At 66.4% G+C, this 23,691-nt stretch carries 22 protein-coding genes and 1 pseudogene; 17 read left to right on the top strand and 6 right to left on the bottom strand.

Annotation, left to right across the window (positions count from 1 at the left end):
* The first annotated feature begins 24 nt into the window (after window positions 1-24).
* A complete protein-coding gene (locus ACFWU5_RS01280) occupies window positions 25-906 on the top strand; it encodes a phosphatidate cytidylyltransferase (RefSeq protein WP_379240980.1) in 882 nt (293 codons plus the stop codon).
* 6 nt (window positions 907-912) lie between these two features.
* Here ACFWU5_RS01280 and ACFWU5_RS01275 read toward each other — a convergent pair whose 3' ends face one another.
* Window positions 913-1,275 carry a lipopolysaccharide assembly LapA domain-containing protein gene (locus ACFWU5_RS01275; RefSeq protein ID WP_379265741.1) on the bottom strand — a complete coding sequence of 121 codons (363 nt, stop codon included), beginning with the start codon at window positions 1,273-1,275 and terminating at the stop codon, window positions 913-915.
* Between the two features lie 101 nt (window positions 1,276-1,376).
* Here ACFWU5_RS01275 and rlmN point away from each other — a divergent pair, with 101 nt between their 5' ends.
* Window positions 1,377-2,486, top strand: coding sequence for a 23S rRNA (adenine(2503)-C(2))-methyltransferase RlmN (gene rlmN / locus ACFWU5_RS01270; RefSeq protein WP_379265740.1), 1,110 nt, complete (start codon window positions 1,377-1,379; stop codon window positions 2,484-2,486).
* Window positions 2,487-2,782: 296 nt separating this feature from the next.
* On the opposite strand, the gene ACFWU5_RS01265 is transcribed toward rlmN, so the two are convergent.
* Complete coding sequence (locus ACFWU5_RS01265) at window positions 2,783-6,067, bottom strand: AAA domain-containing protein (RefSeq protein WP_379265739.1); 3,285 nt, start codon at window positions 6,065-6,067, stop codon at window positions 2,783-2,785.
* Window positions 6,068-6,686: 619 nt separating this feature from the next.
* Here ACFWU5_RS01265 and ACFWU5_RS01260 point away from each other — a divergent pair.
* The 4 genes and pseudogenes from ACFWU5_RS01260 to ACFWU5_RS01245 all read left to right on the top strand — a co-directional run.
* Window positions 6,687-6,815, top strand: a pseudogene (locus tag ACFWU5_RS01260) (23S rRNA (adenine(2503)-C(2))-methyltransferase RlmN); the annotation flags it as partial.
* Between the two features lie 65 nt (window positions 6,816-6,880).
* Complete coding sequence (locus ACFWU5_RS01255) at window positions 6,881-7,345, top strand: hypothetical protein (protein ID WP_379265738.1); 465 nt, start codon at window positions 6,881-6,883, stop codon at window positions 7,343-7,345.
* A gap of 149 nt (window positions 7,346-7,494) precedes the next feature.
* Window positions 7,495-7,701 (top strand): hypothetical protein, encoded by a 207-nt coding sequence (locus tag ACFWU5_RS01250; protein ID WP_379240714.1) that lies wholly within the window; start codon window positions 7,495-7,497, stop codon window positions 7,699-7,701.
* Entirely contained in the window at window positions 7,698-8,294 is a 597-nt protein-coding gene (locus ACFWU5_RS01245; protein ID WP_379240715.1) for a nucleotidyl transferase AbiEii/AbiGii toxin family protein, read from the top strand. Before ACFWU5_RS01250 ends, ACFWU5_RS01245 begins: the two co-directional genes overlap by 4 nt.
* Before the next feature lie 4 nt (window positions 8,295-8,298).
* On the opposite strand, the gene ACFWU5_RS01240 is transcribed toward ACFWU5_RS01245, so the two are convergent.
* A complete protein-coding gene (locus tag ACFWU5_RS01240; RefSeq protein ID WP_379265737.1) occupies window positions 8,299-9,102 on the bottom strand; it encodes a transglutaminase family protein in 804 nt (267 codons plus the stop codon).
* A gap of 115 nt (window positions 9,103-9,217) precedes the next feature.
* On the opposite strand from ACFWU5_RS01240, the gene ACFWU5_RS01235 reads away from it, so the two are divergent.
* From ACFWU5_RS01235 to ACFWU5_RS01220, 4 genes are all read left to right on the top strand, one after another.
* Window positions 9,218-9,640 (top strand): uL11 family ribosomal protein, encoded by a 423-nt coding sequence (locus ACFWU5_RS01235; protein ID WP_379265736.1) that lies wholly within the window; start codon window positions 9,218-9,220, stop codon window positions 9,638-9,640.
* Window positions 9,641-9,764: 124 nt separating this feature from the next.
* Window positions 9,765-11,354, top strand: a complete 1,590-nt coding sequence (locus tag ACFWU5_RS01230; RefSeq protein WP_379265735.1) for a serine/threonine-protein kinase — start codon at window positions 9,765-9,767, stop codon at window positions 11,352-11,354.
* A 108-nt stretch (window positions 11,355-11,462) separates the two neighbouring features.
* Window positions 11,463-12,587, top strand: a complete 1,125-nt coding sequence (locus ACFWU5_RS01225; RefSeq protein WP_379265734.1) for a protein kinase — start codon at window positions 11,463-11,465, stop codon at window positions 12,585-12,587.
* Window positions 12,588-12,630: 43 nt separating this feature from the next.
* A complete protein-coding gene (locus ACFWU5_RS01220) occupies window positions 12,631-13,584 on the top strand; it encodes a LysR family transcriptional regulator (protein WP_379265733.1) in 954 nt (317 codons plus the stop codon).
* Between the two features lie 66 nt (window positions 13,585-13,650).
* Here the strand turns inward: ACFWU5_RS01220 and ACFWU5_RS01215 are convergent, their stop codons facing one another.
* Entirely contained in the window at window positions 13,651-13,920 is a 270-nt protein-coding gene (locus ACFWU5_RS01215) for a DUF2631 domain-containing protein (protein WP_379265732.1), read from the bottom strand.
* Window positions 13,921-14,015: 95 nt separating this feature from the next.
* On the opposite strand from ACFWU5_RS01215, the gene dxr reads away from it, so the two are divergent.
* The 5 genes from dxr (at window position 14,016) to ACFWU5_RS01190 (ending at window position 20,490) form a co-directional block, all read left to right on the top strand.
* Window positions 14,016-15,197, top strand: coding sequence for a 1-deoxy-D-xylulose-5-phosphate reductoisomerase (gene dxr, locus ACFWU5_RS01210; RefSeq protein WP_379265731.1), 1,182 nt, complete (start codon window positions 14,016-14,018; stop codon window positions 15,195-15,197).
* Window positions 15,198-15,236: 39 nt separating this feature from the next.
* Window positions 15,237-16,433: a M50 family metallopeptidase gene (locus ACFWU5_RS01205; RefSeq protein ID WP_379265730.1), complete on the top strand. Its 1,197-nt coding sequence runs from the start codon at window positions 15,237-15,239 to the stop codon at window positions 16,431-16,433.
* Between the two features lie 113 nt (window positions 16,434-16,546).
* Window positions 16,547-17,695, top strand: coding sequence for a flavodoxin-dependent (E)-4-hydroxy-3-methylbut-2-enyl-diphosphate synthase (gene ispG / locus ACFWU5_RS01200; RefSeq protein ID WP_379240724.1), 1,149 nt, complete (start codon window positions 16,547-16,549; stop codon window positions 17,693-17,695).
* Window positions 17,696-17,777: 82 nt separating this feature from the next.
* Window positions 17,778-18,641: a GNAT family N-acetyltransferase gene (locus tag ACFWU5_RS01195; protein ID WP_379265729.1), complete on the top strand. Its 864-nt coding sequence runs from the start codon at window positions 17,778-17,780 to the stop codon at window positions 18,639-18,641.
* Window positions 18,642-18,699: 58 nt separating this feature from the next.
* Complete coding sequence (locus ACFWU5_RS01190; RefSeq protein WP_379265728.1) at window positions 18,700-20,490, top strand: penicillin-binding transpeptidase domain-containing protein; 1,791 nt, start codon at window positions 18,700-18,702, stop codon at window positions 20,488-20,490.
* Window positions 20,491-20,510: 20 nt separating this feature from the next.
* Here ACFWU5_RS01190 and ACFWU5_RS01185 read toward each other — a convergent pair whose 3' ends face one another.
* Together ACFWU5_RS01185 and ACFWU5_RS01180 are read right to left on the bottom strand one after the other, a co-directional pair.
* Window positions 20,511-20,714, bottom strand: coding sequence for a hypothetical protein (locus tag ACFWU5_RS01185; RefSeq protein WP_379240727.1), 204 nt, complete (start codon window positions 20,712-20,714; stop codon window positions 20,511-20,513).
* Window positions 20,715-20,941: 227 nt separating this feature from the next.
* Window positions 20,942-21,439, bottom strand: a complete 498-nt coding sequence (locus tag ACFWU5_RS01180) for a peroxynitrite isomerase (protein WP_379240728.1) — start codon at window positions 21,437-21,439, stop codon at window positions 20,942-20,944.
* Between the two features lie 114 nt (window positions 21,440-21,553).
* On the opposite strand from ACFWU5_RS01180, the gene ACFWU5_RS01175 reads away from it, so the two are divergent.
* Together ACFWU5_RS01175 and ACFWU5_RS01170 are read left to right on the top strand one after the other, a co-directional pair.
* Window positions 21,554-22,897: a TIGR03118 family protein gene (locus ACFWU5_RS01175; protein WP_379265727.1), complete on the top strand. Its 1,344-nt coding sequence runs from the start codon at window positions 21,554-21,556 to the stop codon at window positions 22,895-22,897.
* Window positions 22,898-23,241: 344 nt separating this feature from the next.
* Complete coding sequence (locus tag ACFWU5_RS01170) at window positions 23,242-23,685, top strand: hypothetical protein (RefSeq protein ID WP_379240730.1); 444 nt, start codon at window positions 23,242-23,244, stop codon at window positions 23,683-23,685.
* Window positions 23,686-23,691 lie beyond the last annotated feature (6 nt).

The raw sequence follows: 23,691 nt of genomic DNA, 5'->3' as shown, positions 1-23,691 counted from the left end.
GCCACCGGGGCGGCACCGGATCCCATGCCGGATACGGTCGACGAGACCGTGACCGCGGTGCAGCAGCACGAACAGCCGCCCGCCCCGGCGTCACGGGCTGGACGCAACCTGCCCGCGGCGTTGGCGGTCGGGCTGACACTGGGGTTGTCGCTGATCGCGATCCTGTTGTTCGTGCCGTTGGTGTTCATCGCGGTCGCGGGTCTGGGCGTCGGGGTGGCGACCTGGGAGGTCACCAAGCGGCTGCGTGAAGCCGACGTGCTGGTGCCCCGGATTCCGCTGCTGGTGGGCGGCCAGGCGGTGTTCTGGCTGGGCTGGCCGTGGGGACCGAGCGGGGTGCTGGGCGCGTTCGCCGCGACCGCGCTGGTGTGCATGGTGTGGCGGCTGTTCGATCACGGCATCGATACCGCGCCGAAGAACTTCCTGCGCGACACCGCGATCGCGGTGTTCACCCTGACCTGGATCCCGCTGCTGGCCGCGTTCTCCACGCTGCTGCTGCTGGAACCCGACGGCAACCTGCGGGTGCTCACCTTCATGATCCTGGTGGTGTGCTCGGACGTGGGTGGCTATGTGGCCGGGGTGCTGTTCGGTCGGCATCCGATGGTGCCCGCGATCAGCCCGAAGAAGTCGTGGGAGGGGTTCTGCGGTTCGCTGGTGTTCAGCGTGATCGGCGGTCTGCTGACCGTGACCCTGCTGCTCGAGGCGAATTCGATGATCGGGGTGGTGCTCGGTGTGGGTCTGGTGGTCGTGGCGACCATCGGTGACCTGATCGAGTCGCAGGTCAAGCGGGAACTGGGGATCAAGGACATGGGCACGCTGCTGCCGGGGCACGGCGGGATCATGGATCGTCTCGACTCGATGCTGCCGTCGGCGTTCGTGTCGTGGCTGGTGCTCAGCGCACTGATCTAGTCCCGGTCAGGACGCCTTTTTCGCGGCGTGCCGCAACTGCAGGATGCGGACGCCGCCGACCAGGCCCATCACCAGCGCGCCCGCGATCACCGACAGCAACACCGTGATGCCCAGCGGCAGTTCGAAGTCCCAGAACAGCATGTTGGTGCGGACCTTGTCCAGGTTCTGGATGATGAAGATCAGCAGCACGATGCCCAGCAGGGCCGCGGCCAGTAGTCCGATCCAGGTGTAACCGGTGCGTGAGCCGTGCACCGCGTCGTGCGCGGCCGGTGCCGGTTCGACGTGTTTCGCGTGCTTGCTCGGCTTGTCGCTCGCGGTCGGCGGGTCGTGTTCGGCCGGTGACGCGCCGGATTCCGCATGTGTACTCATGGATCGATCATTGCCGACGGCTATCGCTGTTGCACGCATCTTCTCGATAACGTCGCCCGGCGTGGCGGGCCCGACCCCACGTTTGGGACAATGGTGGAACTATGGCCACCTCCCTGCCCCTCGTGTTCGATGCCCCGCGCCGCGGTATGCCGCCGCGCCACCTCGCCGATCTGGATTCGGACGAACGCAAGGCCGCGGTGCAGGAGCTGGGTTTGCCGAAGTTCCGGGCCGACCAGTTGGCCCGCCAGTACTACGGCCGCCTGCAGGCCGACCCGGCGCTGATGACCGATCTGCCCGCCGACGTGCGCGAGAAGGTCGCCGAAACGCTGTTCCCGCCCCTGCTGTCGGTGGTGCGCAATATCGCCTGCGATGAGGGCGACACCCGTAAGACGCTGTGGAAGGCGCACGACGGGACGCTGCTCGAAAGCGTGCTCATGCGCTACCCCGACCGCAACACGCTGTGCATTTCCAGCCAGGCCGGTTGCGGGATGGCGTGCCCGTTCTGCGCGACCGGGCAGGCCGGGCTCACCCGCAACCTGTCGACGGCGGAGATCGTCGACCAGGTGCGTGCCGCGGCGGCCGACCTGCGCGACGGTGAGGTGCACGGTGGTCCCGGTCGCCTCTCCAACATCGTGTTCATGGGCATGGGCGAGCCGCTGGCGAACTACAAGCGAGTGGTGAACGCGGTCCGCCGGATCACCTCGCCCGCACCCGACGGGCTCGGCATCTCCCAGCGATCGGTGACGGTCTCCACCGTGGGCCTGGCCCCCGCGATCCGCAAGCTCGCCGACGAGGACCTCTCAGTGCGCCTCGCGGTCTCACTGCACACCCCCGATGACGAACTGCGCGACACCCTGGTCCCGGTCAACAACCGCTGGTCCATCGCCGAAGTGCTCGACGCCGCACGCTATTACGCCGACAAGTCCGGCCGCCGCGTCTCGATCGAATACGCACTGATCCGCGATATCAACGACCAGCCGTGGCGGGCGGACCTGCTCGGCAAGAAGCTGCACAAGGCCCTGGGCCCGCTGGTGCACGTGAACCTGATCCCGCTCAACCCGACGCCGGGTAGCGAATGGGACGCAAGCCCCAAACCTGTTGAGCGTGAGTTCGTTCGGCGCGTGATCGCCCAGGGTGTGTCGTGCACTGTGCGGGATACGCGTGGTCAGGAGATCGCTGCGGCGTGTGGGCAGCTGGCAGCGGAAGGCTAAGTGCTGGGTGGTCGGCGTTGTTGGTTCGGCTATGGCCAGGTCGATAGGGGCAGACGTGGTCATCGTGTGCTACTTCGTTGGCAGGGACCAGCGCTCACGTGGGTCGAGGCTGATGTTGAGTCTGCCTCGTCACGCGCCGACATGGAGACCCTCGCCACCAAGCACGGCCTCACCCCAACCAACTCCGTCACCAAAACCAAATCCGACCCCTAGTCGCCACTGAACCCGACACCCCCTCCACCAGAGGCCGCAAAGCCCGCGACTTCAACCAACCCACCTTCACCGCCCTGGAGTCCTCACCTGGGCAAACTGACGTCCCTTGTCCAAGCCTTGGTCCCATTTCGGCTGGGGCAGTCCCGGTTCCAGCATCGCCAGTACCAAATCCCATTTTTACGCCGCCGCAAGTCAACGTCGCGACGTTGACACCCAGGGCATTCCGGCGGCCGGGCGAAGGTCTCCGCGTGTTGGGCGTCGAGGAGCTTCTTGGCTAGGTGACTGCCGCGCATTGTTACCATGATCTCGCGAGTCCAGCTCTGCGACAACGGGTTCAGGCTTCCGAGCATTACCGTCTGCTCGTCGATGACGATGATCTTCTGATGCATGACGTTGACGCGAACCACCGTGCCAACATTCGCCGCCAAGTCGGCCACGAGCTCCTCGTGCTGCTGTTGCAGTTGATCGCCCGGATCGCGAATGAAGACCACGATCCGTACTCCCCGTTGAGCAGCTTCGGTCAACGACGGCAGGATAGCGCGCATCCGGTTCGCCACCCAGGGCGCCCAGATCCAAATTGACTTTCGGGCACCTTGCAGCTGTTTGGTGAATGTCTGGTAGAACTCGATCTCGTCTTGAATGTCGCTGATTTCCACGTGTCGGGAGAGCACTTCGGCAAGCTTGCTCCCCACGGGACCGAGCGGCTTTCCGGTTGCCGTCGGCGCAATCAGTTCGGTTGCGGCGATGATTCGTACGCGTTTCCCCGTGAGCATCGCGTGCAACCCGCCGAGCGCAGCGTGCGGGTCAGCCGCCTCGACTCGATGCCGACTGCCGACGATGTACACCCGCTCTTGCACGCGGGTGACGGCAACGTTGAACAGACGCAGGCCACTGCGCGCCCACTTCCCGGTCCCTGGGGCGCGACTGGCGTTCGCCATCCACATCCGCGGACCATCTACCGATTCGACCAGGTCGAAGACCACAACGCCGAACTCGCGCCCCTGAAATCGGTGCGCCGTACCAACCTCAGCGACGATCGCGCCGGACGACTCGGCCTGGCGTAAGGCTTCCAAGGTCGCGTCCGCCTGTACTGAGTAGGGCGTAACTATCCCGACCGTCGCGCCGTCCTCGGCATGCATTTCCGCGAGCGCACGCGATAGCAACATCCCGGCCGCCCACCAGCCCGACTTCGCCCCCACCAGATGAATCTGTCCAAGGTCTGCGAGTCCGTCGGTATCGATCAACACGATTTCCGCATCGCCCGATGACGCGGACCTCGCCCGCTGTGCAATTGACGGACCTGCGGCCAATTCGTTGTCGTAGGCCACGGTGTTCGCGAGGTGCATAACATCGGGCCCGAAGCGATGCTGGACGTTGAGCGTGATACAGCCCGGGTTACGCTTCGCGCTGGCCGCCGAATCGATTCGGCAATGGTCGTAAACCTCTGTCAGCAGCCATTTTTGAATATCATGCCGTTGCGATCCTTCCAGCACCGTCGGCGGGATAGGCCCCAGTTGCATGAAGTCTCCGAGCAAGACCGCGGTTTGACGAGCAGCGGATACGGCGAGAAGAACCTCTGGAAGCGACGCCGCCCCAACCTCATCCACGATGACGACATCGTAGGGTCCAGCCATCGCAGCCGGTGTGGTCCGAAACTTAGCCAGCGTGCATGCAACGACAGCCGCCTCCCTGATGATCGCGCCCTGAGCATCCTTGGCGAGAGCCTCGTATTGCTCCTGGACCAGGTCGTGGCGTTTACGCAGCTCAGGTTCCCGTTGTGAATCGCCGGCACCAATGATCCGAAGTTGGGCGGCCTCGTAATGGAGGGCTACGTAGTTCTTCTTCCGCGCCCTGCCGACGAGGGCGATGGCATCTCGAGTTTTATCCAGCTCCAGTTTGGTCCGAGTCAGCTTGGTGGCCAGTCGATTTTGCTCCGCGCGCGCTTCCGCGAGCTGGCGGCCCGTGGCCCGTACGAGCGCCTCAGCCTGGTCAATTGTTTTGCGCGCCACGGAGATTTGAGCCTTGCGATCAGTGATGCCTCGTCCAAGGTTGTCAAGCTGTCGATCGAGAACCGTCACCACTTGGTCCCGCCGTAGCTCCTCTGCGGCGAGTTCCTCCAATGCCAGCGCCAGCTCCTTCTTTGCCGACTTCATTGGCGTGCCAGGCTCGCGCACCCGCTGCCATTTCGACATCATCTCGATCTCAGAGACGCGGCGTTTGGCGTCCGAGACCCGCCGTTGGGCGCGTATCACCGCGACGCCCTCCTCGGCCTTCCGCATCTCCACCTGGTTCACGTCAAATGTCAAAGCATCGACCGCATACCAGTTCTCGCGGTCTTTCTCGTGTCGTCGCGACTCCGACTCCGCTGTTGCCGCAGCCGTCTCGGCCGCCAAAACGGCGGCTGCCGCACCCTCAAGTTCCGTTTCTACAATCGCGGAGCTCTCTGCCAAGGTGACCTCAGAGAAACTGCCGTCCGCGAGACGGCGTTCCGCCAGGTCGAAGGCACTCTTGTCGAAGCCGACAAGGGCGGCGTCGAGATGAGCTAGCTTCGTCGTCCGATCCTTGATCCGAGCTAGCTCGGCAGCTACTTCCTGTCGCTCGCGATCCACCTCGGTCAGCCGCACACGAACCATCAGGGGCAGACAAACGTCACCGTTTTCGCCGACCTCGCGCAGGTGAGGGGTTCCTATTCGGACGACGGTGCCGGGCTGGTCACGCGCTTCCTTCGCGACTCGAACGACAACGTTGTCGACCGCGATGTTGGTCGACGAGACGAGCAGCACCCGCTTTCCATCCGCGACCAAGTCAACGATCGCGCGCAGGATCACCGATGTCTTTCCAGTGCCCGGCGGCCCCCACACCATCCACAATCCGGTGCCCCGACAGGCCCGATAAGCCGCGTCCTGGGCGGGAGACAGCACGTCCGCTGGTGTACCGATCGGGGCCAAAGTACCGCCGAGTTCGCCCCGGGCGAGACGACCGGCTAGCCGTTCGTCTGCGATGCCTGCGATGCCCCTGATCAGCGAGTCGATCAAGAACGTGGGTGGCTGCTGATGCAGCCACAATGTCGGGTCGGCGAGGTCGACGAACTCCGGGACGCGAACTCGCACTGTCGAACCATCATGCGAGACGTCCATCACGTGATGACCCTGGTCTGCTATGGCTCGATCAGGTTCACCAAGTCGCAGGCTTTCGGCCTGCAACTGGTCAGCGGAGAGCTTCGAACCACGGACATCGACCTCAAACTCCCCTGCGGTGCTACCTCGGACAGCGCCGCCAATTCGACGCCACGTGGGCGAGGCCCCGCCACCACCCTCCGCCGCCAGCCACGACCGCAGCGCCACATCGACTTCTTCTCGCCAACCCATGAGCTCCCCTCAAATCAACTACGGCGTCGACGGTACAGAACCATCAATCATGTTGCACCACAACAGGAATAGCCATGATCGACGGCAATGCCCGGCCCCCTCGCGAGGACTGCCGAATGGCATACGTGGTTCCGCGATACTCACCGTGTGACCATCCGCTGAGGCTCATTCGGTTGTCGCATAGCCGATTGCGGTCAGCCACCGAACGATGATTGGTTGGGCGCGATGGTCCCAGTCTGCGAAACTTGCCTCACCACAATGAGTTTCAAGCGCCCAAAGACCACCGCGCTTTGTGCAATGCCCCCGGCCTCACGCGTGCTCGGTATGCCGATTTGGCCCCCCAGGTCTGCGAGTTCGTCGCGGTCGCACCCCACGGATGGCCGCCGACGTTAGGATTGCTGGCCTCGCTGCGCGCGACATTGATTTCCCTGCGGCGAAATCCAACCCAAGCTGACATCGCCGAAACGGTCGGCACCTCTCAATCCTCGATCAGCCGCGCGATCACGGCGATCCGCCCGCTGATCGAGGCCGACCGTGCACGTCACGCCCTGCGCCTGGACACGGCGCACGAACTCGTCCTGCATAGGCTTCGGGCGTGCAGCAGTCCCATCTGTTGGCCGCCAGCCCCAAACCCGTTGAGCGCGAGTTCGTTCGGCGCGTGATCGCCCAGGGTGTGTCGTGCACGGTGCCTGACACCCGCGGGCAGGAGATCGCCGCGGCCTGCGGTCAGTTGGCAGCGGAAGGCTGACCAGCTCGACCGAATCTGGCGATATGGCCGAAGGGTGCGGCGGGCTTGGAATTGTGTCAGTGGGTGTGGCTACGCTGGCGATCGTCGTTGACCACTGTCTCGATCGAGCCCTCAAAGGTTGCATCATGGTTGCTGAAAGCTCCACCGCCCTGCGAGTTCGGGTATCGCACGTGCGGGAACTGCTGAGAACCGCAAAGCAATTCGACGTTCCGTGGAGCTACTTCCATGACGAGCTCGCGATGAAGGCGGACTTCATGAGCGCGGGACAGGTGGGCGAGAGCCCCCTGATCGACGCGGCACTCGAGCGCATCGCGGACAGTCGCGGTTGGCAGCGACCACGATCCGAGCACCCGACCGTGCGCATCCCGGAATTCACGTTCTGGCACGGCTTTCGGGTCTTCGGAACGAGGACGGGCATCTTCTTCTACGACGAGCACACCTGTCAGGGGCTGATCGGGGTAATGGGCAATCTCAATGGACAGGTCGACCTCGTTCGCTTCACAACGGTCGCGGTACCGCAGGGGGACTGATTCGCGAGGTCAACTGGTGGTCGACACGAAGATGAAGCGCCAAGGCTCTCAACGCCAATGGATGGCCAACTCGTTCAGCCGAGGAACGTGGTTTGCAGGGGTTGCGGATGGTCAAGGTGTGTAATCGACGCCGACGGTAGGCTTTGTGCATGGACGACGACTCACCTGCGGATCGGCTCCGGCTTGCGATCGATATGTTCGAGTTCGGCTTGGGCATGCAGCGCGCTCGACTTCGTCGCCAGCATCCGGACGCGGATGAGGCGGTGATCGATTCAGCGATTGACGAGTGGTTGCTGTCGCGACCGTTCGAGCCGCTTGGTGGAGGGCGAGGCCGACCGTCGGCCAGGTTCGCGTGAATCCGCTCGAGGCAGCGCTGCGGAAGGCAGCTTCCGATCTTGATCAACGCGGATGCCGGTGGTCGATCGTCGGCGGGTTCGCGGTGTCGGCCCGATCGAATCCAAGGTTCACGGCGGATATCGACATCGCTGCCGCGGTGCTCGATGACACTCAGGCCGAGGGCCTGGTGCAGTCGCTGATGGCGGCCGGGTACCAGTTTTTCGCTTCGGTTGAGCACGATAACGGGCGGTTGGCGACTGTCCGGCTCAAGCGGCGTATCGACGGCGTCCCAGTTGTCGTTGATCTGCTTTTTGCCAGTTCGGGTATCGAGCCGGAGATTGTTGGTGCGGCGGAGCGGCTCGAGATATTTCCCGGTTTGGTCATGCCTGTTGCTCGCACCGGCCATCTCATCGCATTGAAGCTGCTTGCTCGCGATGACGAGAGTCGGCCACAGGACGGGGCGGATCTCAGGAGTTTGGCCGTGGTCGCAACCGATGAGGACTTCGCGGATGCTGCTGAGGCGATTCGGTTGATCACTGAGCGTGGGTTCAATCGGGATCGTGACCTTGCTCAACTGCTGGTGGAGATGCAGACCCTGTCGACCGGCGGTTGAGGGGCTAAACGATGCTGGTCGGGGTGGTGAAGTCGTCGTAGGGGAGGGGGCCTTCGACGAAGGCGTTGACGGACATGAAGTTCAGGGTGATGTCGCCGCCGTGGTTGTCGAGGAAGGCTATGTCGGAGGCGTCGCGGCCGGTGGCGATGCGGACCAGGCTCGAGCGGGGGGCCAGGCCGGTGGGGTCGTAGGCGCGCCAGCTGCCGTTGATGTAGGCCTCGCACACGGCGTGGAAGTCCATCGGGACGCAGCCGGGTGCGTAGACCGCCGCGACGCGGGCGGGTACGCCTACCGCGCGCAGCAACGCCACCATCAGGTGGGAGAAGTCGCGGCAGACGCCGGTGCCCGACAGCAGGGTTTCCACGGCGCCGTCGATGGGCGTGCTGCTGCCGGGGAGGTAGGTGATCCGTCGGCCGATCCATTGGGCGACGCGGTTGGCGACCTCGGGATCGGCTATGCCGTAACCGAATTCGGCCGCCGCGAAGCCCAGCAGTTTGTCCGACTCCGCGTACCGGCTGGGTCGTCGATACAGCGCCAGGTCGTAGTCGGACAGCGGCTCGACGAAGGCGGTGCCCAGCACGGTCGCCTGATAGTCGATCCGCAGGGTGCCCGCGCGCACGTCCAGCACGTGGATCCGGGAACCGAGCGGGCCGAGAATCTCACGCGGGGTGAGGAACTCGCCGTCGATCGAGCACGTCATGGACTCGATCAGGTCCAGCCCGGGTCGTCGGGCGGCAGCGATCTGACACTGCAGCACCGAATCGGCATGGACCGCGACCTCCAGGTGAGCGGAAACGTCACGTTTCACCGCATCAGAGTGACAGGCGAACCCGGATCAGGCGAACCGAACGCTCGTCGGGGGTTGCGGCCCAGGCGTTATCGCCGCGGAACCGCAACGATGCGCGCGTCAGAGATCGTTGATTATGGCGCGCGAAACAGCCTCTGTCACAGTCACTCTCGAGCTCGAAGCGGGCAACGCCTCGCTGATGACCTTGGGCAAGATGCTCGGCCCCACCGGCGTCCCACCCTTCGAGGTCAAACGCCGCTACGACGCCGCGACAGCGGACCGCCGCGGCGAGATCATCCCCGCCGTCATCACCATCGACGCCCGCAAACGCTGGACCATGCGCCTGAAAACCCCACCGACGGCGTCGCTGATCCGCAAGGCACTCGGCCGTCCCGGCTCGCCACAGCCAGGCCACAAGGCCGTGGGCGCGATCACCCGGGAACAACTGCGCCGCATAGCAATTCGCAAACTACCCGATTTGAACACCACCGACGTCGAAGCGGCGATGCGCATCGTCGCAGGCACCGCACGTTCGATGGGCGTGCGCATCGAGGAGTGATCCCGCCACCCTGCCGATTCGGTGACGCGTACCAGCTACCCAGCGCGGGGGAGGCAGACGCTAGGTTGGTCACGGCCCGCGACAGCGCGCGCCATGTACTGATTCGGTCGGACAACGGGGGACCATGCTGACGACGGGTGATGTCTTCGCCGGGTACGCGATCGAGCGTCTGCTGGGGCGTGGGGGGATGGGGTCGGTGTATCTGGCCCGACATCCCCGTTTGCCACGACAGACCGCGCTGAAGATGCTGAACGCGGAGCTGTTCTCCGACAACGAGATCCGCGCACGATTCGAACGCGAAGCCGATCTCGCGGCACAGCTGGAGCATCCGAACATCGTCACGGTGTACGACCGGGGCGTCGACGAGGGCCGACTGTGGATCAGCATGCAGTTCGTCGACGGTGTCGACGCGGCGAATATCGACCAGCCGATCCCCGTCGAACGCGCGGTGCACATCATCGAGGGGACCGCGGCCGCGCTCGATCACGCGCACCGCAACGGCGTGCTGCACCGCGACGTGAAGCCGGCCAACATCCTGCTCGCCGGCGCGACCGGCCGGGAACGGGTGCTGCTGACCGATTTCGGCATCGCCCGCCCGACCGACGACGCGCACCATCTGACGCAGACCGGCACCTTCACCGCGACGCTGGCCTACGCGTCGCCGGAGCAGCTGACCGGTGCGCCCCTTGATCACCGATCCGATCAGTATTCGCTGGCATGCACGCTGTATTCGCTGTTGGCCGGGGCCGCGCCGTTCGCGTCGACGAATCCGGTGTCGGTGATCCAGGGGCATCTGCAGGGACCACCACCGTCGATCCGGGCTCGTCGTCCCGAGTTGCCGCCCGCTGTCGATGCCGTGTTGGCGCGTGCACTGGCCAAACGCCCCGCCGACCGCTTCGACTCCTGTGCGGAGTTCGCGGCAGCTGTGCGCTGGGCGTTGCACGGAACCGGTACCGGGCCCACGGGTTTCGGGCCACGGCCTGCCCAGCCACGCGTGCATGTCCCGTCTGCGCCGCATCAGCCGTCTCCAGGAAGAGCGCGCCCCGCCGGGAATGCCGTGCCGTTCGTTCCCGCCCGGGCCAGACGCACCTCGCGTGCCTGGGCCCCTTCGGTGCTGCTCGTGGTGCTGGCGGTAGTGGTGGGCGCGGGGGTGTGGGTCTGGCGTGACGAGAGCACCTTTGTGGCGGACATTCTGAATCGCACGCAGGCCCACAAGGACATCGCCGCGATGTCGGCGGCCTTTCCGCAGCTGCTGCCGCCGGGGGAGGTCGCCGGTCTCGAGCACCGCAATCCTTATATCGAAGGCATCGGTTTCGGTGGCCGGAACTGCAGGGCCTACGTCAATACGACGACTCGCAACGAGCTCGAGTGGGAGATCACCTTCCAGGCCGCGGGCGCCAAGTGGGCCTGCAAATCCGCTGAGATCCGCGATTCGCACTTCTCCTTCTACACGTTTCCCACCGCGGAGTCCGCGGCTGCGGCCGTCGCCGATTTCGAGAGCAAGTCACGAGATGTGGGCAGCGGGGCGTCCGGCACGCGCAGCGACGACCACCGGACCCTGTACTACAACAACCGGTACGTACTCGCGGCGGTGGTTTCCACCTTCAGCGACCCAGGTCGCGAACGCTGGGTGTTGCTCTCGCACCGCAGCTCGACATCCGGTAATGACCTCGCTCCCTTGCTGAAGGACTTCGTTCGCTTTCCACTGCACTGACCGGAGGTAGCTCGGTGCTGCCCGTGCGCGGCCTGTCACCCGCCACGCCGCGTTCCGCGCTTTGGTAGGGTCCAGCGGTCGGACGACGAGCGAGATTGTGGGGTCAGAGTGGTTTCTGACGGGACGGTGTTCGCCGGCTATACGGTTGATCGGCAGCTGGGGCGTGGCGGGATGGGGTCGGTGTATCTGGCTCGGCATCCGCGGTTGCCCAGGTGGACCGCGTTGAAGTTGTTGAATCGGGAGTTGTTCTCCGACAAGGAGATCCGGGCCCGGTTCGAGCGCGAAGCCGATCTGGTCGCGCAGTTGGATCACCCCAATATCGTGACCGTGTTCGATCGCGGGGTCGAGGGTGATCAGTTGTGGATCAGCATGCAGTACGTCGACGGGATCGACGCGTCGTCGCTGAACCCGCACAATCTGCCCACCGATCGCGCGTTGCAGATCATCGGTGAGACCGCCGCCGCGCTGGATTACGCGCACCGCGCGGGTGTGCTGCATCGTGATGTGAAGCCCGCCAACATCCTGCTGGCCCGGTCCAACAGTCAGGAACGGGTCTACCTCACCGATTTCGGCATCGCGCGCCTGCGCGACGATTCGGGTCACCTGACCGAAACCGGCTCGTTCACAGCGACTTTGGCCTATGCCGCCCCCGAGCAGCTCACCGGCGCGGCCCTGGATCACCGCGCGGACCAGTACTCGCTGGCGTGCACCCTGTACACCCTGTTGACCGGCAGCGCACCGTACGAGTCGACGAGCCCGGCCGCGGTGATCACCGGCCATCTGCAGTCGCCGCCACCGCCGATCAGCCCGCGTCGCGCGGGTCTGCCGCCGGTGTTGGACGCGGTGATGGCGCGCGCGTTGGCCAAGCGACCCGCCGACCGGTTCAGCTCGTGCGAGGAGTTCGTCGACGCCGCCAAGCGGGCGATGCGCACCGGCACCACCGGTTCGACCCCGCTGGCCCGTCCGGTCTCGGGTTCGCATGCGCAACCGTTCGTCGGTATGCAGCCCATGCGCCCGGTGAGTTCACCGGCGCAGCCGATCCCGCCGTACAGCCAGCCGCAGATGCCGCAGCCGCAGTACAACGCGCCCCCGCAGTACTGGCAGCAACCGGCCAGGATCCCGACTCCGCCCCCGGCACGCGGCGGTTGGGGGTCGGCGTTGGGCGTCTACGCGGTGATGATCGTGGTGGTCCTGGTGATCGCCGGAGTGATCGCGTTGCTGACGAACCTGTGATCGCCTGACCGACCGGTCGCGTGAGTGCCATATTCTGGTCAGAATGAGCGACTTCGACGTCACCGCCGCCGACTCCATCGACCTCGCCCGGTTGCGTCGATTCGTCGCCGTGGCCGAGGAACTGCACTTCGCGCGCGCCGCCAAGGCCCTGCGGATTCCCCGTCAGGCGCTGAGCGCCACGGTGATCGAGCTGGAGGAAGAACTGGGCACCCGCCTGTTCGTGCCCGGCGCGTCGCCCACCCAGCTCTCCGACGACGGTAGTGCCCTGCTCGCGCATGCCAGGGAGCTGATCAGGGTGCAGGATCAGGCCGAACGCGAGCAGAAGCCCGATGCGCCCGCGAGCCTGCGGGTGGGGTTCGTGCCGGGGGTCACGGTGAAGAAGTGGGCGCGGATCTGGGCCGATCGACTGCCCGACCATCCCCTCGAGGTCATCGGGATCGCGCAGGGTGAGCAGGAGGCGGCGCTGCGCGAGGGCCGCGTCGACGTGTGCTTCGTCCGCCTGCCGATCGACCGCACCGCGACGAACGCGATCTCACTGTGGCAGGAGACCCCGGTCGCCGTCGTGCAGAAGGACGACGCGCTGTCGCTGCTGGACACGATCACCCCGGCCGAGCTGGCCACCGAAACCGTCCAGGACACCACCGATCTGGACCAGGCCGTGGACGCGCTGGCCATGGTGGCCGCGGTCGGCGGTGCGGCGATCGTGCCGCAGTCGATCGCCCGCCTGCATCACCGCCGCGACCTGGTCTACCGCCCGGTCAGCGATACCGACTTCACCGAGATCTCCCTGGCCTGGCCCACGGGCACCGATTCCGACCTGCTCGAGGAGTTCGTCGGCATCGTGCGTGGTCGTTCGGCCAACAGTTCGCGTGGCGGGGTGGCGGAACCGGACAAGCGCACCGAAGCGCGCAAGCCGGCGCCGAAGAAGTCGGCCAAGAAGCCGCCGCCCAAGAAGCCTGTCGCGCGCGGTCGCAAACCTGCCCGTCGAGGTCGCTGACCGACGAAAACGCCTGCGGCGCAAGATCATTGCTGCCGCAGGCGGGGTTCGTGAAATGCCGAAGAGTTACTTCGGGATGCGATGGGTGAGCGAGTCGATCACCAGCATGAGCGCCATCACGGCGGCGAGGCTGACGAGGAAGATGTCCTCGACGTGACCCTGGTGGTTGCCGATGGTCATGCCGAGCAGGGCTACGACAACGAACCATCCCGCGATCTGGGCGGCCCGGCGCGATTCACCGCTCCAGCCCCATGCTGCCGAGGGCACCTCGGCGGGGTCGACGCTGGTGGCGACGGCGCGCTCGGTGCTGGCTTTATCGAGGTCCGTGGCTGCCACGATCGCTCCTTAGGGCTCGAGTTCTGGTTGGGCGAGTGAGCATATCGTGGCATACGACCGTCCGTCGTAGCCAGTAGCCCTGTCACAATGGGGCCGTGTCCCACCCCGCAACCAGTGCCGCGCACGGCCGTTCCCAGTCCTCCGATCGGGTGAAGGTGCTGCTTCTTGGCAGTACCGGTTCGATCGGCACGCAGGCGCTCGAGGTGATCGCCGCCAATCCGGACCGCTTCGAAGTGGTGGGTCTGGCGGCGCGCGGCGGCAATCCGGCGCTGTTGGCGCAGCAGATGGCCGCTACCGGAACTCGCAATGTCGCTGTCGCCGATCCCGCGGCCGCGCAGGCGCTGGATCTCGAGCTCGGCGGGCCGGATGCGGCGACCGAGTTGGTGCGCCGCACCGAGGCCGACGTCGTGCTCAACGCCCTGGTCGGTTCGCTGGGACTGGAACCCACTCTGGCCACCTTGGAAGCGGGCACCCGCCTGGCCTTGGCGAACAAGGAATCTTTGGTCGCGGGCGGTTCGTTGGTGACACGCGCCGCCGCACCCGGCCAGATCGTGCCCGTGGACTCCGAGCACTCCGCGCTGGCCCAGTGCCTGCGCGGCGGTCGCGCCGACGAGGTGGATCGCCTGGTCCTGACCGCCTCGGGCGGCCCGTTCCGCGGCTGGACCACCGAAATGCTGGAATCGGTGAACCCCGCCGAGGCCAAAACCCACCCGACGTGGTCGATGGGTCCGATGAACACGTTGAACTCGGCGTCGCTGGTCAACAAGGGCCTCGAGCTGATCGAGACCCACCTGCTGTTCGGCGTGCCCTACGACCGCATCGACGTCACGGTCCACCCGCAGTCGATTGTGCACTCGATGGTCACCTTCACCGACGGTTCCACCCTGGCCCAAGCCAGCCCGCCGGACATGAAACTGCCCATCGCGTTGGCACTGGGCTGGCCCGACCGCATCGCAGGAGCGGCCGCCGCCTGCGACTTCGGCACCGCCTCGACCTGGACTTTCGAACCGGTCGACGACAAGGTCTTCCCCGCGATCCTGCTGGCCCGCCAGGCAGGCGAGGCGGGCGGCAGCGTCACCGCGGTCTACAACGCCGCCAACGAGGTGGCCGTGCAAGCCTTCCTCGACGGCAAGATCACCTTCCCCGCGATTGTGCGCACCGTCACCCGCGCGGTAGAGGCCGCGGACCGCTGGCACGCCGAACCCGATACCCTGGACGACGTCCTCGCGGCCGACCGCTGGGCACGGGAGTTCGCCGCGAAGATCATCGCGTCCTGACTCACTGGTTCGGTCGCCAACAAACACGGCAGGGAGAACATGGTTTTCGCGCTGGGGTTCGCCCTGTTTGCCCTCGGCATCACGATCTCGATCGCGTTGCACGAGTGTGGGCACATGTGGGCCGCGCAGGCCACCGGTATGAAGGTGCGCCGCTACTTCATCGGCTTCGGCCCGAAGGTGTTCTCGTACCGTCGCGGTGAGACCGAGTACGGCCTGAAGGCGCTGCCACTGGGCGGGTTCTGCGATATCGCGGGCATGACGGCGCTGGACGAGCTCGAGCCGGAAGACCTGGACCGGGCGATGTACCGCCAGGCGACCTGGAAGCGGCTGTTCGTGATGTTCGGCGGCATCGCCATGAACTTCCTGCTGGGATTCATTCTGCTGTTCATCCTGGCGGTGGGCTGGGGGTTGCCGCAGCTGGAACAGCCGCCGGCCACCGCGCTGGGCTCGATGAGCTGTGTCGCCACCGAAACGCCTCAGAAGACCCTTAACCCCTGCACCGGCGAAGGCCCAGCTCAGCGCGCCGGGTTGCAGCGTGGTGACGTGGTCAAGGCCGTCAACGGCGTCGCGGTGACCACGTGGGCGCAGTTCCAGGCCGAAACCCAGAAGCAGACCGGCACGTTCACGTACACGATCGAACGCGACGGTACGCAGCTCACCGTCCCGGTCACCGCGGAGCGGGTCGTGCGCACGCCCAAGGAAGGCCCCAGCCGTGAGGTGGGCGCGGTCGGAGTCGGCCCCGATTTCGCCGAACCGCAGAAGTACGGCCCGATCGCCGCGATCCCGGCCACCATCTCCTTCACCGGCGACTTCTTCGTCGAAACGGTGAAGTCCCTGGCGAAGATGCCGCAGAAGGTGACGGCGCTGTGGGAAGCAGTCACCGGCGGCGAACGCGACCCGGAGACTCCGGTCAGCGTCTACGGCGCCAGCCGCCTCGGTGGCGAGACCGCCGAGCGTGGCCTGTGGGGCATGTTCATCCTGATCCTGGCCAGCCTGAACTTCTTCCTCGGCGCGTTCAACCTGCTGCCGCTGTTGCCGCTGGACGGCGGTCACATCGCGGTGGTGCTCTACGAGAAGATCCGCAACACGTTGCGAGGTTGGCGTGGCAAGGCCCCTGCCGGCCCCGTCGACTACCTCAAGCTGTTGCCGCTGACATACGTGGCAGTGGTGATCGGCGGCGCGTTCATGCTGCTCACCCTCGCCGCCGACATCGTCAACCCGATCAGCCTGCGCTGACCGCAAAACAACCGGTGTAGCGCCCCTCACAGGGCGCTGCGTCACCCCGCGCGACTAAGCTCGGCAACAGACACCCGGTCAATCCGATATCCGTACGAAAGAAGGCGCCGACCGTGACCAGCACCATCGGATTGGGGATGCCCGCCGCCCCCGCTGCTGTTCTCGCACCCCGGCGCAAGACCCGCCAGCTGATGGTCGGCAAGGTCGGCGTGGGAAGTGACTCGCCGATCTCGGTGCAGTCGATGACCACCACCAAGACCCACGACATCAACGCCACCCTGCAGCAGATCGCCGAGCTCACCGCCTCGGGTTGCGACATCGTGCGGGTGGCCTGTCCGCGTCAGGAAGACGCCGACGCGCTGGCCACGATCGCGAAGAAGTCGCAGATCCCGGTGATCGCCGACATCCACTTCCAGCCGCGCTACATCTTCGCCGCGATCGACGCCGGTTGCGCCGCGGTCCGCGTGAACCCCGGCAACATCAAGGAATTCGACGGTCGCGTCGGCGAGGTCGCCAAGGCCGCCGGTGCCGCCGGTATCCCGATTCGCATCGGCGTGAACGCCGGTTCGCTGGACAAGCGGATGCTGGAGAAGTACGGCAAGGCCACCCCCGAAGCGCTGGTCGAGTCGGCGCTGTGGGAGGCGAGCCTGTTCGAAGACCACGGCTTCGGCGACATCAAGATCTCGGTCAAGCACAACGACCCGGTGATCATGGTCGAGGCCTACCGCCAGCTCGCCGCGCGCAGCGACTACCCGCTGCACCTGGGCGTCACCGAGGCGGGCCCCGCGTTCCAGGGCACGATCAAGTCCGCGGTGGCGTTCGGCGCGCTGCTGTCCGAGGGCATCGGCGACACGATCCGCGTGTCACTGTCGGCCCCGCCCGCCGAGGAGATCAAGGTCGGCGGCCAGATCCTGCAGTCGCTGAACCTGCGCCCGCGCAAGCTCGAGATCGTGTCGTGCCCGTCGTGCGGTCGCGCCCAGGTGGACGTGTACACCCTGGCCGACGCCGTCGCCGCCGGTCTGGAAGGCCTGGAAGTGCCGTTGCGCGTGGCCGTGATGGGCTGTGTCGTGAACGGTCCCGGCGAGGCCCGCGAGGCAGACCTGGGTGTCGCGTCCGGCAACGGCAAGGGGCAGATCTTCGTCAAGGGCGAGGTCATCAAGACCGTGCCCGAGCACATGATCGTGGAGACCCTGATCGAAGAGGCGATGCGCATCGCCGAGGAGATGGGCGAACAGGGCGAGCCGATCGTCACCGTCAGCTGACGACGGATCTTCACTCTCACGGTAAGGCGTCGGATTCGACAGACCCGTACCGTTGCGCGGGCATTCGTGGCAGGCTGGTGCCGTGCGGAGCTTGCTGGAGCCGACGCGACGGTCCAAGACCGGTCCTGCGCGCCCGGTGTCCGTCCGAGACCTGAACGAAGTGCTGCGCGTGCTGGACGCCGACCCGGTCGCCTCGTGCATGATCGCCGCCCGAGTGCAGGAATTCGGCCTGGACTCCCGCAACGGCGTCGGTGAACTCTGGAGCCGCGGCGGCCCGGGCGACTCCCTGTGTTTCTCCGGCGCCAACCTCGTGCCCCTACTCGGTGACCGCCCGGCCCTGCGCGCGTTCGCCGACCGCGCGGGCCGCTGGCCCCGGGTGTGCTCCTCGGTGGTCGGCCGACAGGAACTCGCTCTGCCGTTATGGGAGATGCTGCTCCCCTCCTGGGGCCCGGCGCGAGAGCTGCGCGAGGACCAACCCCTGCTGGCCATGGCCCAACCCGCGATCACCCGCGCCGACGGGGGAGTGCGTCGCGTGCGCCCCGACGAGATCGACCGCTACCTCACCGCCGCGATCGCCATGTTCATCGAAGAAGTCGGCGTCGATCCGCGCACCGGCGACGGCGGCCGCGGATACCGACGCCGGATCACCAGCCTGATCGAATCCGGCAGGGCCTGGGCACGTTTCGAAGACGGCGAGGTCATCTACAAGGCCGAGATCGGCGCACTGTCACGCCGCACCGGCCAAATCCAGGGCGTGTGGGTGCATCCCGAGCACCGGGGTGCGGGCATCGGCACCGCGGGCACGGCGTCGGTGGCCAATGCTGTTGTGGCAACAGGCCGTACAGCCAGCCTGTACGTCAACGACTACAACCGCGTCGCCCGCCGTGCCTACAGTCGGGTGGGTTTCCGCCAGATCGCCACGTTCGCAACGGTGTTGCTGGACTGAATTTTCGGTCGCGTGGCGCGCAGGTCACCGCCGAAGTTCGGCGCTACCATCGGTGCCGATGAGGACTCGGATGCTCACCACCTGCGCGGTAGCTGCCCTCGCGGTAGCGGCAACCGCCTGTTCGGCAGGCACACAGGGGCCGGTGCCCGCCGCCGACGCGTTCGCGGCGGCGTTCGCCGAGCACGACCTGTCCGCGGCCGCCGCGCTGACCACCGCGCCGGAAAAGGCAACGGCCGCACTGGCTTCCACCTGGCAGACCCTGCAGGCGGAGAAGCTGTCGATCCGCACCGGCGACGCCCGCGTCACCGGTGACACCGCCACCGTCGACTACACCTACCAGTGGACGCTGCCCAAAGGCCGCCAGTGGACCTACACCGGCGAACTGCAGATGGGCCGCAGCGACGGACGATGGCTGGTGCGTTGGACTTCCGCCGACATCCACCCCGAACTCGGCGACACCCAGACCATGGAACTGCGCACCCGGGCCGCACCGCGCGCGAGGGTGAACGAGTCCGCGGGCAGCGATGTCCTTGTGCCCGGCAAGGTTTCGCGGGTGAAGTTCACCGTGTCCGAGGCTCCCGACCCGAACCGGGTCGCGGGCGCACTGGCCGCGGCACTGAGCCGCATCGACCCCGTCGCCTACACCCCGAACACCATCCTGGCGTCGGCGCGCAAGGCCGAAGGCGCGCACACGGTGATCCTGCTCAACGAGTACGAGGCCGACACCATCGGCGGCGAACTGATCGGCCTGCCCGGCGTGACGCTGACGCAGGAGTGGGACATGGTGCCCACCGACCGCAAGTTCGCCCCCGACCTGCTCACCCAGGTCAGGAAAACGGTGATCGCCGAGGTCGACGGCAAGGCGGGCTGGAGTGTGGTCACTCGCAACGCCGACGGCGCCGACCTGGCCGTGCTGCACGAGGAGCCCGCCGAACCCGCCCCGTCGTTCGCGCTGAGCATCGACCGTTTCGTGCAGAATTCCGCCCAGCACGCGGTGGATCTGCGTACCGAGCAGACCATGATGGTGGTGCTTCGCCCGTCGACCGGCGCGATCCTGGCGGTGGCCCAGAACAAGGCCGCCGACCGCGACGGCCCGGTGGCCACCAGCGGCCAGTACCCGCCGGGCTCGATCTTCAAAACGGTCACCGCGTCGGCCGCGATGGCGGCGGGCCTTGCCACCCCGCAGACCGTGCTGGCCTGTCCGAGCAGCACGATCATCGGCGAGCGCACGATCCCCAACTACAACATGTTCTCCGTGGGCGAAGTGCCGATGGCCACCGCCTACGAACGCTCGTGCAACACCACGTTCGCCCGACTGGCCAGCAAGCTCGAACCCGACGCGCTCACCAAGGCCGCGGCACGGCTGGGCGTGGGCCAGGACTATCGCGTCGAAGGCCTACCGACGATGTCCGGCTCGGTGCCCGCCGCCGACGGCCTGGTGCAACGCGCCGAGGACGGCATCGGTCAGGGTCGCGTGGTGGTGAGCCCGTTCGGCATGGCTGTGATGGCCGCGACGGTGGCCAACGGTGCCGCGCCGGTGCCCTATCTGATCGCGGGCAGGCCCACCGAGATCACCGGCGAGCGGCCGCCGATCGATCCGGAGGTCGTGCAGGGGTTGCGTTCGATGATGCGCATGGTGGTCACCGGCGGCACGGCCGAACGCATCAGGGACCAGGGCGAGGTCTTCGGCAAGACCGGCGAAGCCGAGGTCGACGGTGGGTCGCACTCGTGGTTCGTCGGCTATCGCGGGGATATCGCGTTCGCGACCCTACTGGTGAAGGGCGGCAGCTCCGACAATGCGGTGGCCGTGACCCGGGATATGTTCGCAGCCCTGCCCGCGGGCTACTGATACGTCGCGGTGAAGTCGGGTCAGTCGGCGTTCTCGGTCGCCAACAGGCCCCGCACCACCGCGAGCGAGGTGCTCTCGGTATGGGATGACGCCGTGTCGTGCAGCACGTTGTAACTGGCAACAGGTTCGGGTGCGGCGGTGACCGCCCCGTCGAGAATATCGATGGCGGCCGCGCCGCCGAGAATCATTCCAGCTGTGGTCAAGATCAGGGTGGATCGCCTCATTGCACGTCTCCCTCATTGTCTGAGGATTAGCTGACGCACAACCGTAGAACGGCGGTTACCCGTGCAACAGGCGGCGGCAGTAAGCGACACACAATTGTTGCCCTATGTGCGGGCGTGTTCGAACATGCCAGCTGACGGCCATGATGAAAAGGTGAATTTTCCATTTCGATTGCGCATAGGCGCTGATCAGAGGCCATCTTCGGGTAAGTTGTCGAATTCCTGGCGACTCAGCCGCGTTGCAGAGTCGCGGCAAGGTGATGCTGCAAACTCTCGCCCACCGCCGCCATTCGCAACGTGTACTCGATCGTGTCCCCGGTGACATGAAACGATCGACTCACCGCGGTCACGGGTTTTGCCGAATCGCTCAATCCGATATTCGTGGAGTTCAATTCCAAGCGAATTCCGTCGACCGTTTCGGTGATCGTGCCCTCGCAGATCTCGGTGATTCCGGTCGGATGCGCGAGCACCAACTCCACCCGCCCCGGCGCGGGACTGCGCAGGTATCCGGTCTCCGCGTGCAGCGGTCGGCCGTCGGAGCCGGCCTTGGTGCGCTGCCGGTAGGTGAGGAAGGGTCGACCCAGGTGTCCGAAGGTGATTTCCTCGGTGTAGTCGAACGATTCGATGGTCGGGTATTCGCCGTGTCCGCGTCCGCGCCAGGTACCCAGTAGTGGTGCCAGAGCGGCGATGTCGGGGTGCGGGGCGACTGCGGGGGAGGGTTCGGCCACGGGCACGAGCGTAGACCTGCGGTCGCGGGGGCGGTCACGGCGCACCGCCGCGCGCGTCACGATAAGGTCAGCGTCGCCTGAATGCCGTGTGGCGGAATGTCGAAAGGAACGAACGTGAACGGACATGACAGGGGTGCACGCACGGTGCGGTCGGGGCTGGTGCGTGGCGCGGTGCTCGGTGCGGCAGTGCTGCTCGCCGCGGCGTGCTCGAACACGCAGGCTGCCACCGAGGTGGCCGCGCTGGACGGAAACCGGTACAGCCGAACAGAATTGGCTGCGACCAAGGACTCCTCTCACGCCCAGTTCACGCTGCCCGACATGGTCGGTGCGTGGGGTCTGGCCGGTCAGCCCAAGGGCGCCGGCGGACACTTCTGGGTCGGCGCGGGCGGTAAGTCGTTCCAGTTCCTCGGTGATGTGCAGTCGTCCTCGGATCCCAAGCTGCAGAAGCTGACTCAGGATCAGTTGAAGCTGGTCGGCATCCCCGGCGCCGACGCCGACACGTCCGACAAGAGCGTCGGCAAGGCCACCGGCGTGGTGTTCAACCCGGCGCCGATCACCTCGGACCTGTTCGTGGTTCGCGACCAGTGGGTCGACGTGGACGGGATGCCGCTTCCGCTGGGCGGTTCCGCCCGGTACATCTTCGCCACCGATTCGGGCAAGATCTCGGCCTGGACCGAGCAGGCCCCCGACGGTGCGATCGTGCGCCGCGACGGTGGCGCCAACCAGGTCTTCGACGGCACCGCCGCAGGCATGTCCTTCCTCGGCCTCGCGCTGAACCCCACCGGCGACAAGCTGCTGGCCGCCGATTTCGGCACCGACCCGCAGATTCGGACCTTCGACAAGAACTGGCAGCCGATCGCGACCACCGGTTTCGCGAACCCGTTCGCCACCGGCGAGGTGATCGACGCGTCCTCGCCCGAGAAGGGCAACAAGGCCGTGCCGGGCGATCCCGCGCCGTTCAACATCACCACCCTGGGCAGTCGAGTGTTCGTGTCCTACGCCGTGACACAGCCGGACAAGAAGGACGCGAAGGCCTTCGACAAGGGCAAGGCAGCATCCCTGGACACCGATCAGGACAAGGCGTCCGACGGCAAGCCCGACAAGGGCAAGGTCGCCGAATTCGACGGCACGGGCAAGCTGGTGCGCATCATCGACGACGGCGGCAGGCTCAACGCCCCCTGGGGTGTGGCGATCGCGCCGTCGAACTTCGGTGCGCTGTCGGGCAAGCTGCTGATCGGCAATTCCGGTGGGCTGGGTCGCGTGCTGGCCTACGACGACACCACGGGCACCTTCGTGGACTCCCTGCGCGACGGCAAGGCGAACCCGGTCGAGATCGCCGGGCTGCGGGCACTGATGTTCGGCAACGGCGAAAGCCTGGGCGACACCAACGCCCTGTACTTCACGGCGGGCCCGAAGAACCAAAAAGACGGGCTTTTCGGCAGCCTCCGCGTGCAGTAGGAAGCACATGGGTAACTCGCCGGGTACGGGCAAACGGGACCGATCACGCCACCGCCGGCCGCACGCCCGGTCGACCACGCTCCAGAGTCTGGCCAGAATTCGCGGAGAGGCGGTCTAGCGGCGCAGCGGACAATCAGAATGTCCTGTCGCTAAATCGCTTCCGGCTCGGGGTTTGTGAGGGACAGTGGTGGCGGGATTGTTGCCGGGTTTGCGTGATCCGCGCGGGTCGGTGCGTTCCGTTGCACGCGATGGCACCCCCACCGGGGTGTCGTGCCCCGAGCCGGAGGTGTGCCAGATGAAGGTTTCGCGCGTTGACGTCGTCGGTTCGGCGGGGGAGCGGTGAAATGCGGCATTGCGCGCGCGAGGAGATGCTGCCCGGTCGCGATGTGCTGCTCGCGGCTTTTCGCGGGTTGCCCCACGATGACCACCCGATCCTCGACGCTGCGGGCGAGCTAGCGATCCTGCACCAGTTGCGCGAGCGCATCCCGTGCGGCGAGGCCGACCGCATCGATCGCCGCCGCGCCCAACTGATGCGCTCGATCGACCGCTGGGTCATCCTCGCCGCCCCCGTCCCGCCCGCGGCCGCGGACGAACACTGCGAGACCCTCGGCGACCTGGTCGACCGACTGGCCCAGCACAGTTCGCAAGCTTTCGTCGCCCTGGCAGGCGCCCCGGAGTCGGTGTTCTACGACGAGTGGATCCGCCTGGACGACCTGGCCGACAGCTACGAACGCCTCATCGACGACCTGTGGTCGGGAGCGCGCAGCCTGCCCGCGCACACCTACTGAACCGAA

It is taken from the genome of Nocardia sp. NPDC058640 (genome assembly GCF_042716995.1).
Taxonomy (GTDB): domain Bacteria; phylum Actinomycetota; class Actinomycetes; order Mycobacteriales; family Mycobacteriaceae; genus Nocardia.
This window is presented reverse-complemented; position numbering and strand designations above follow the sequence as displayed.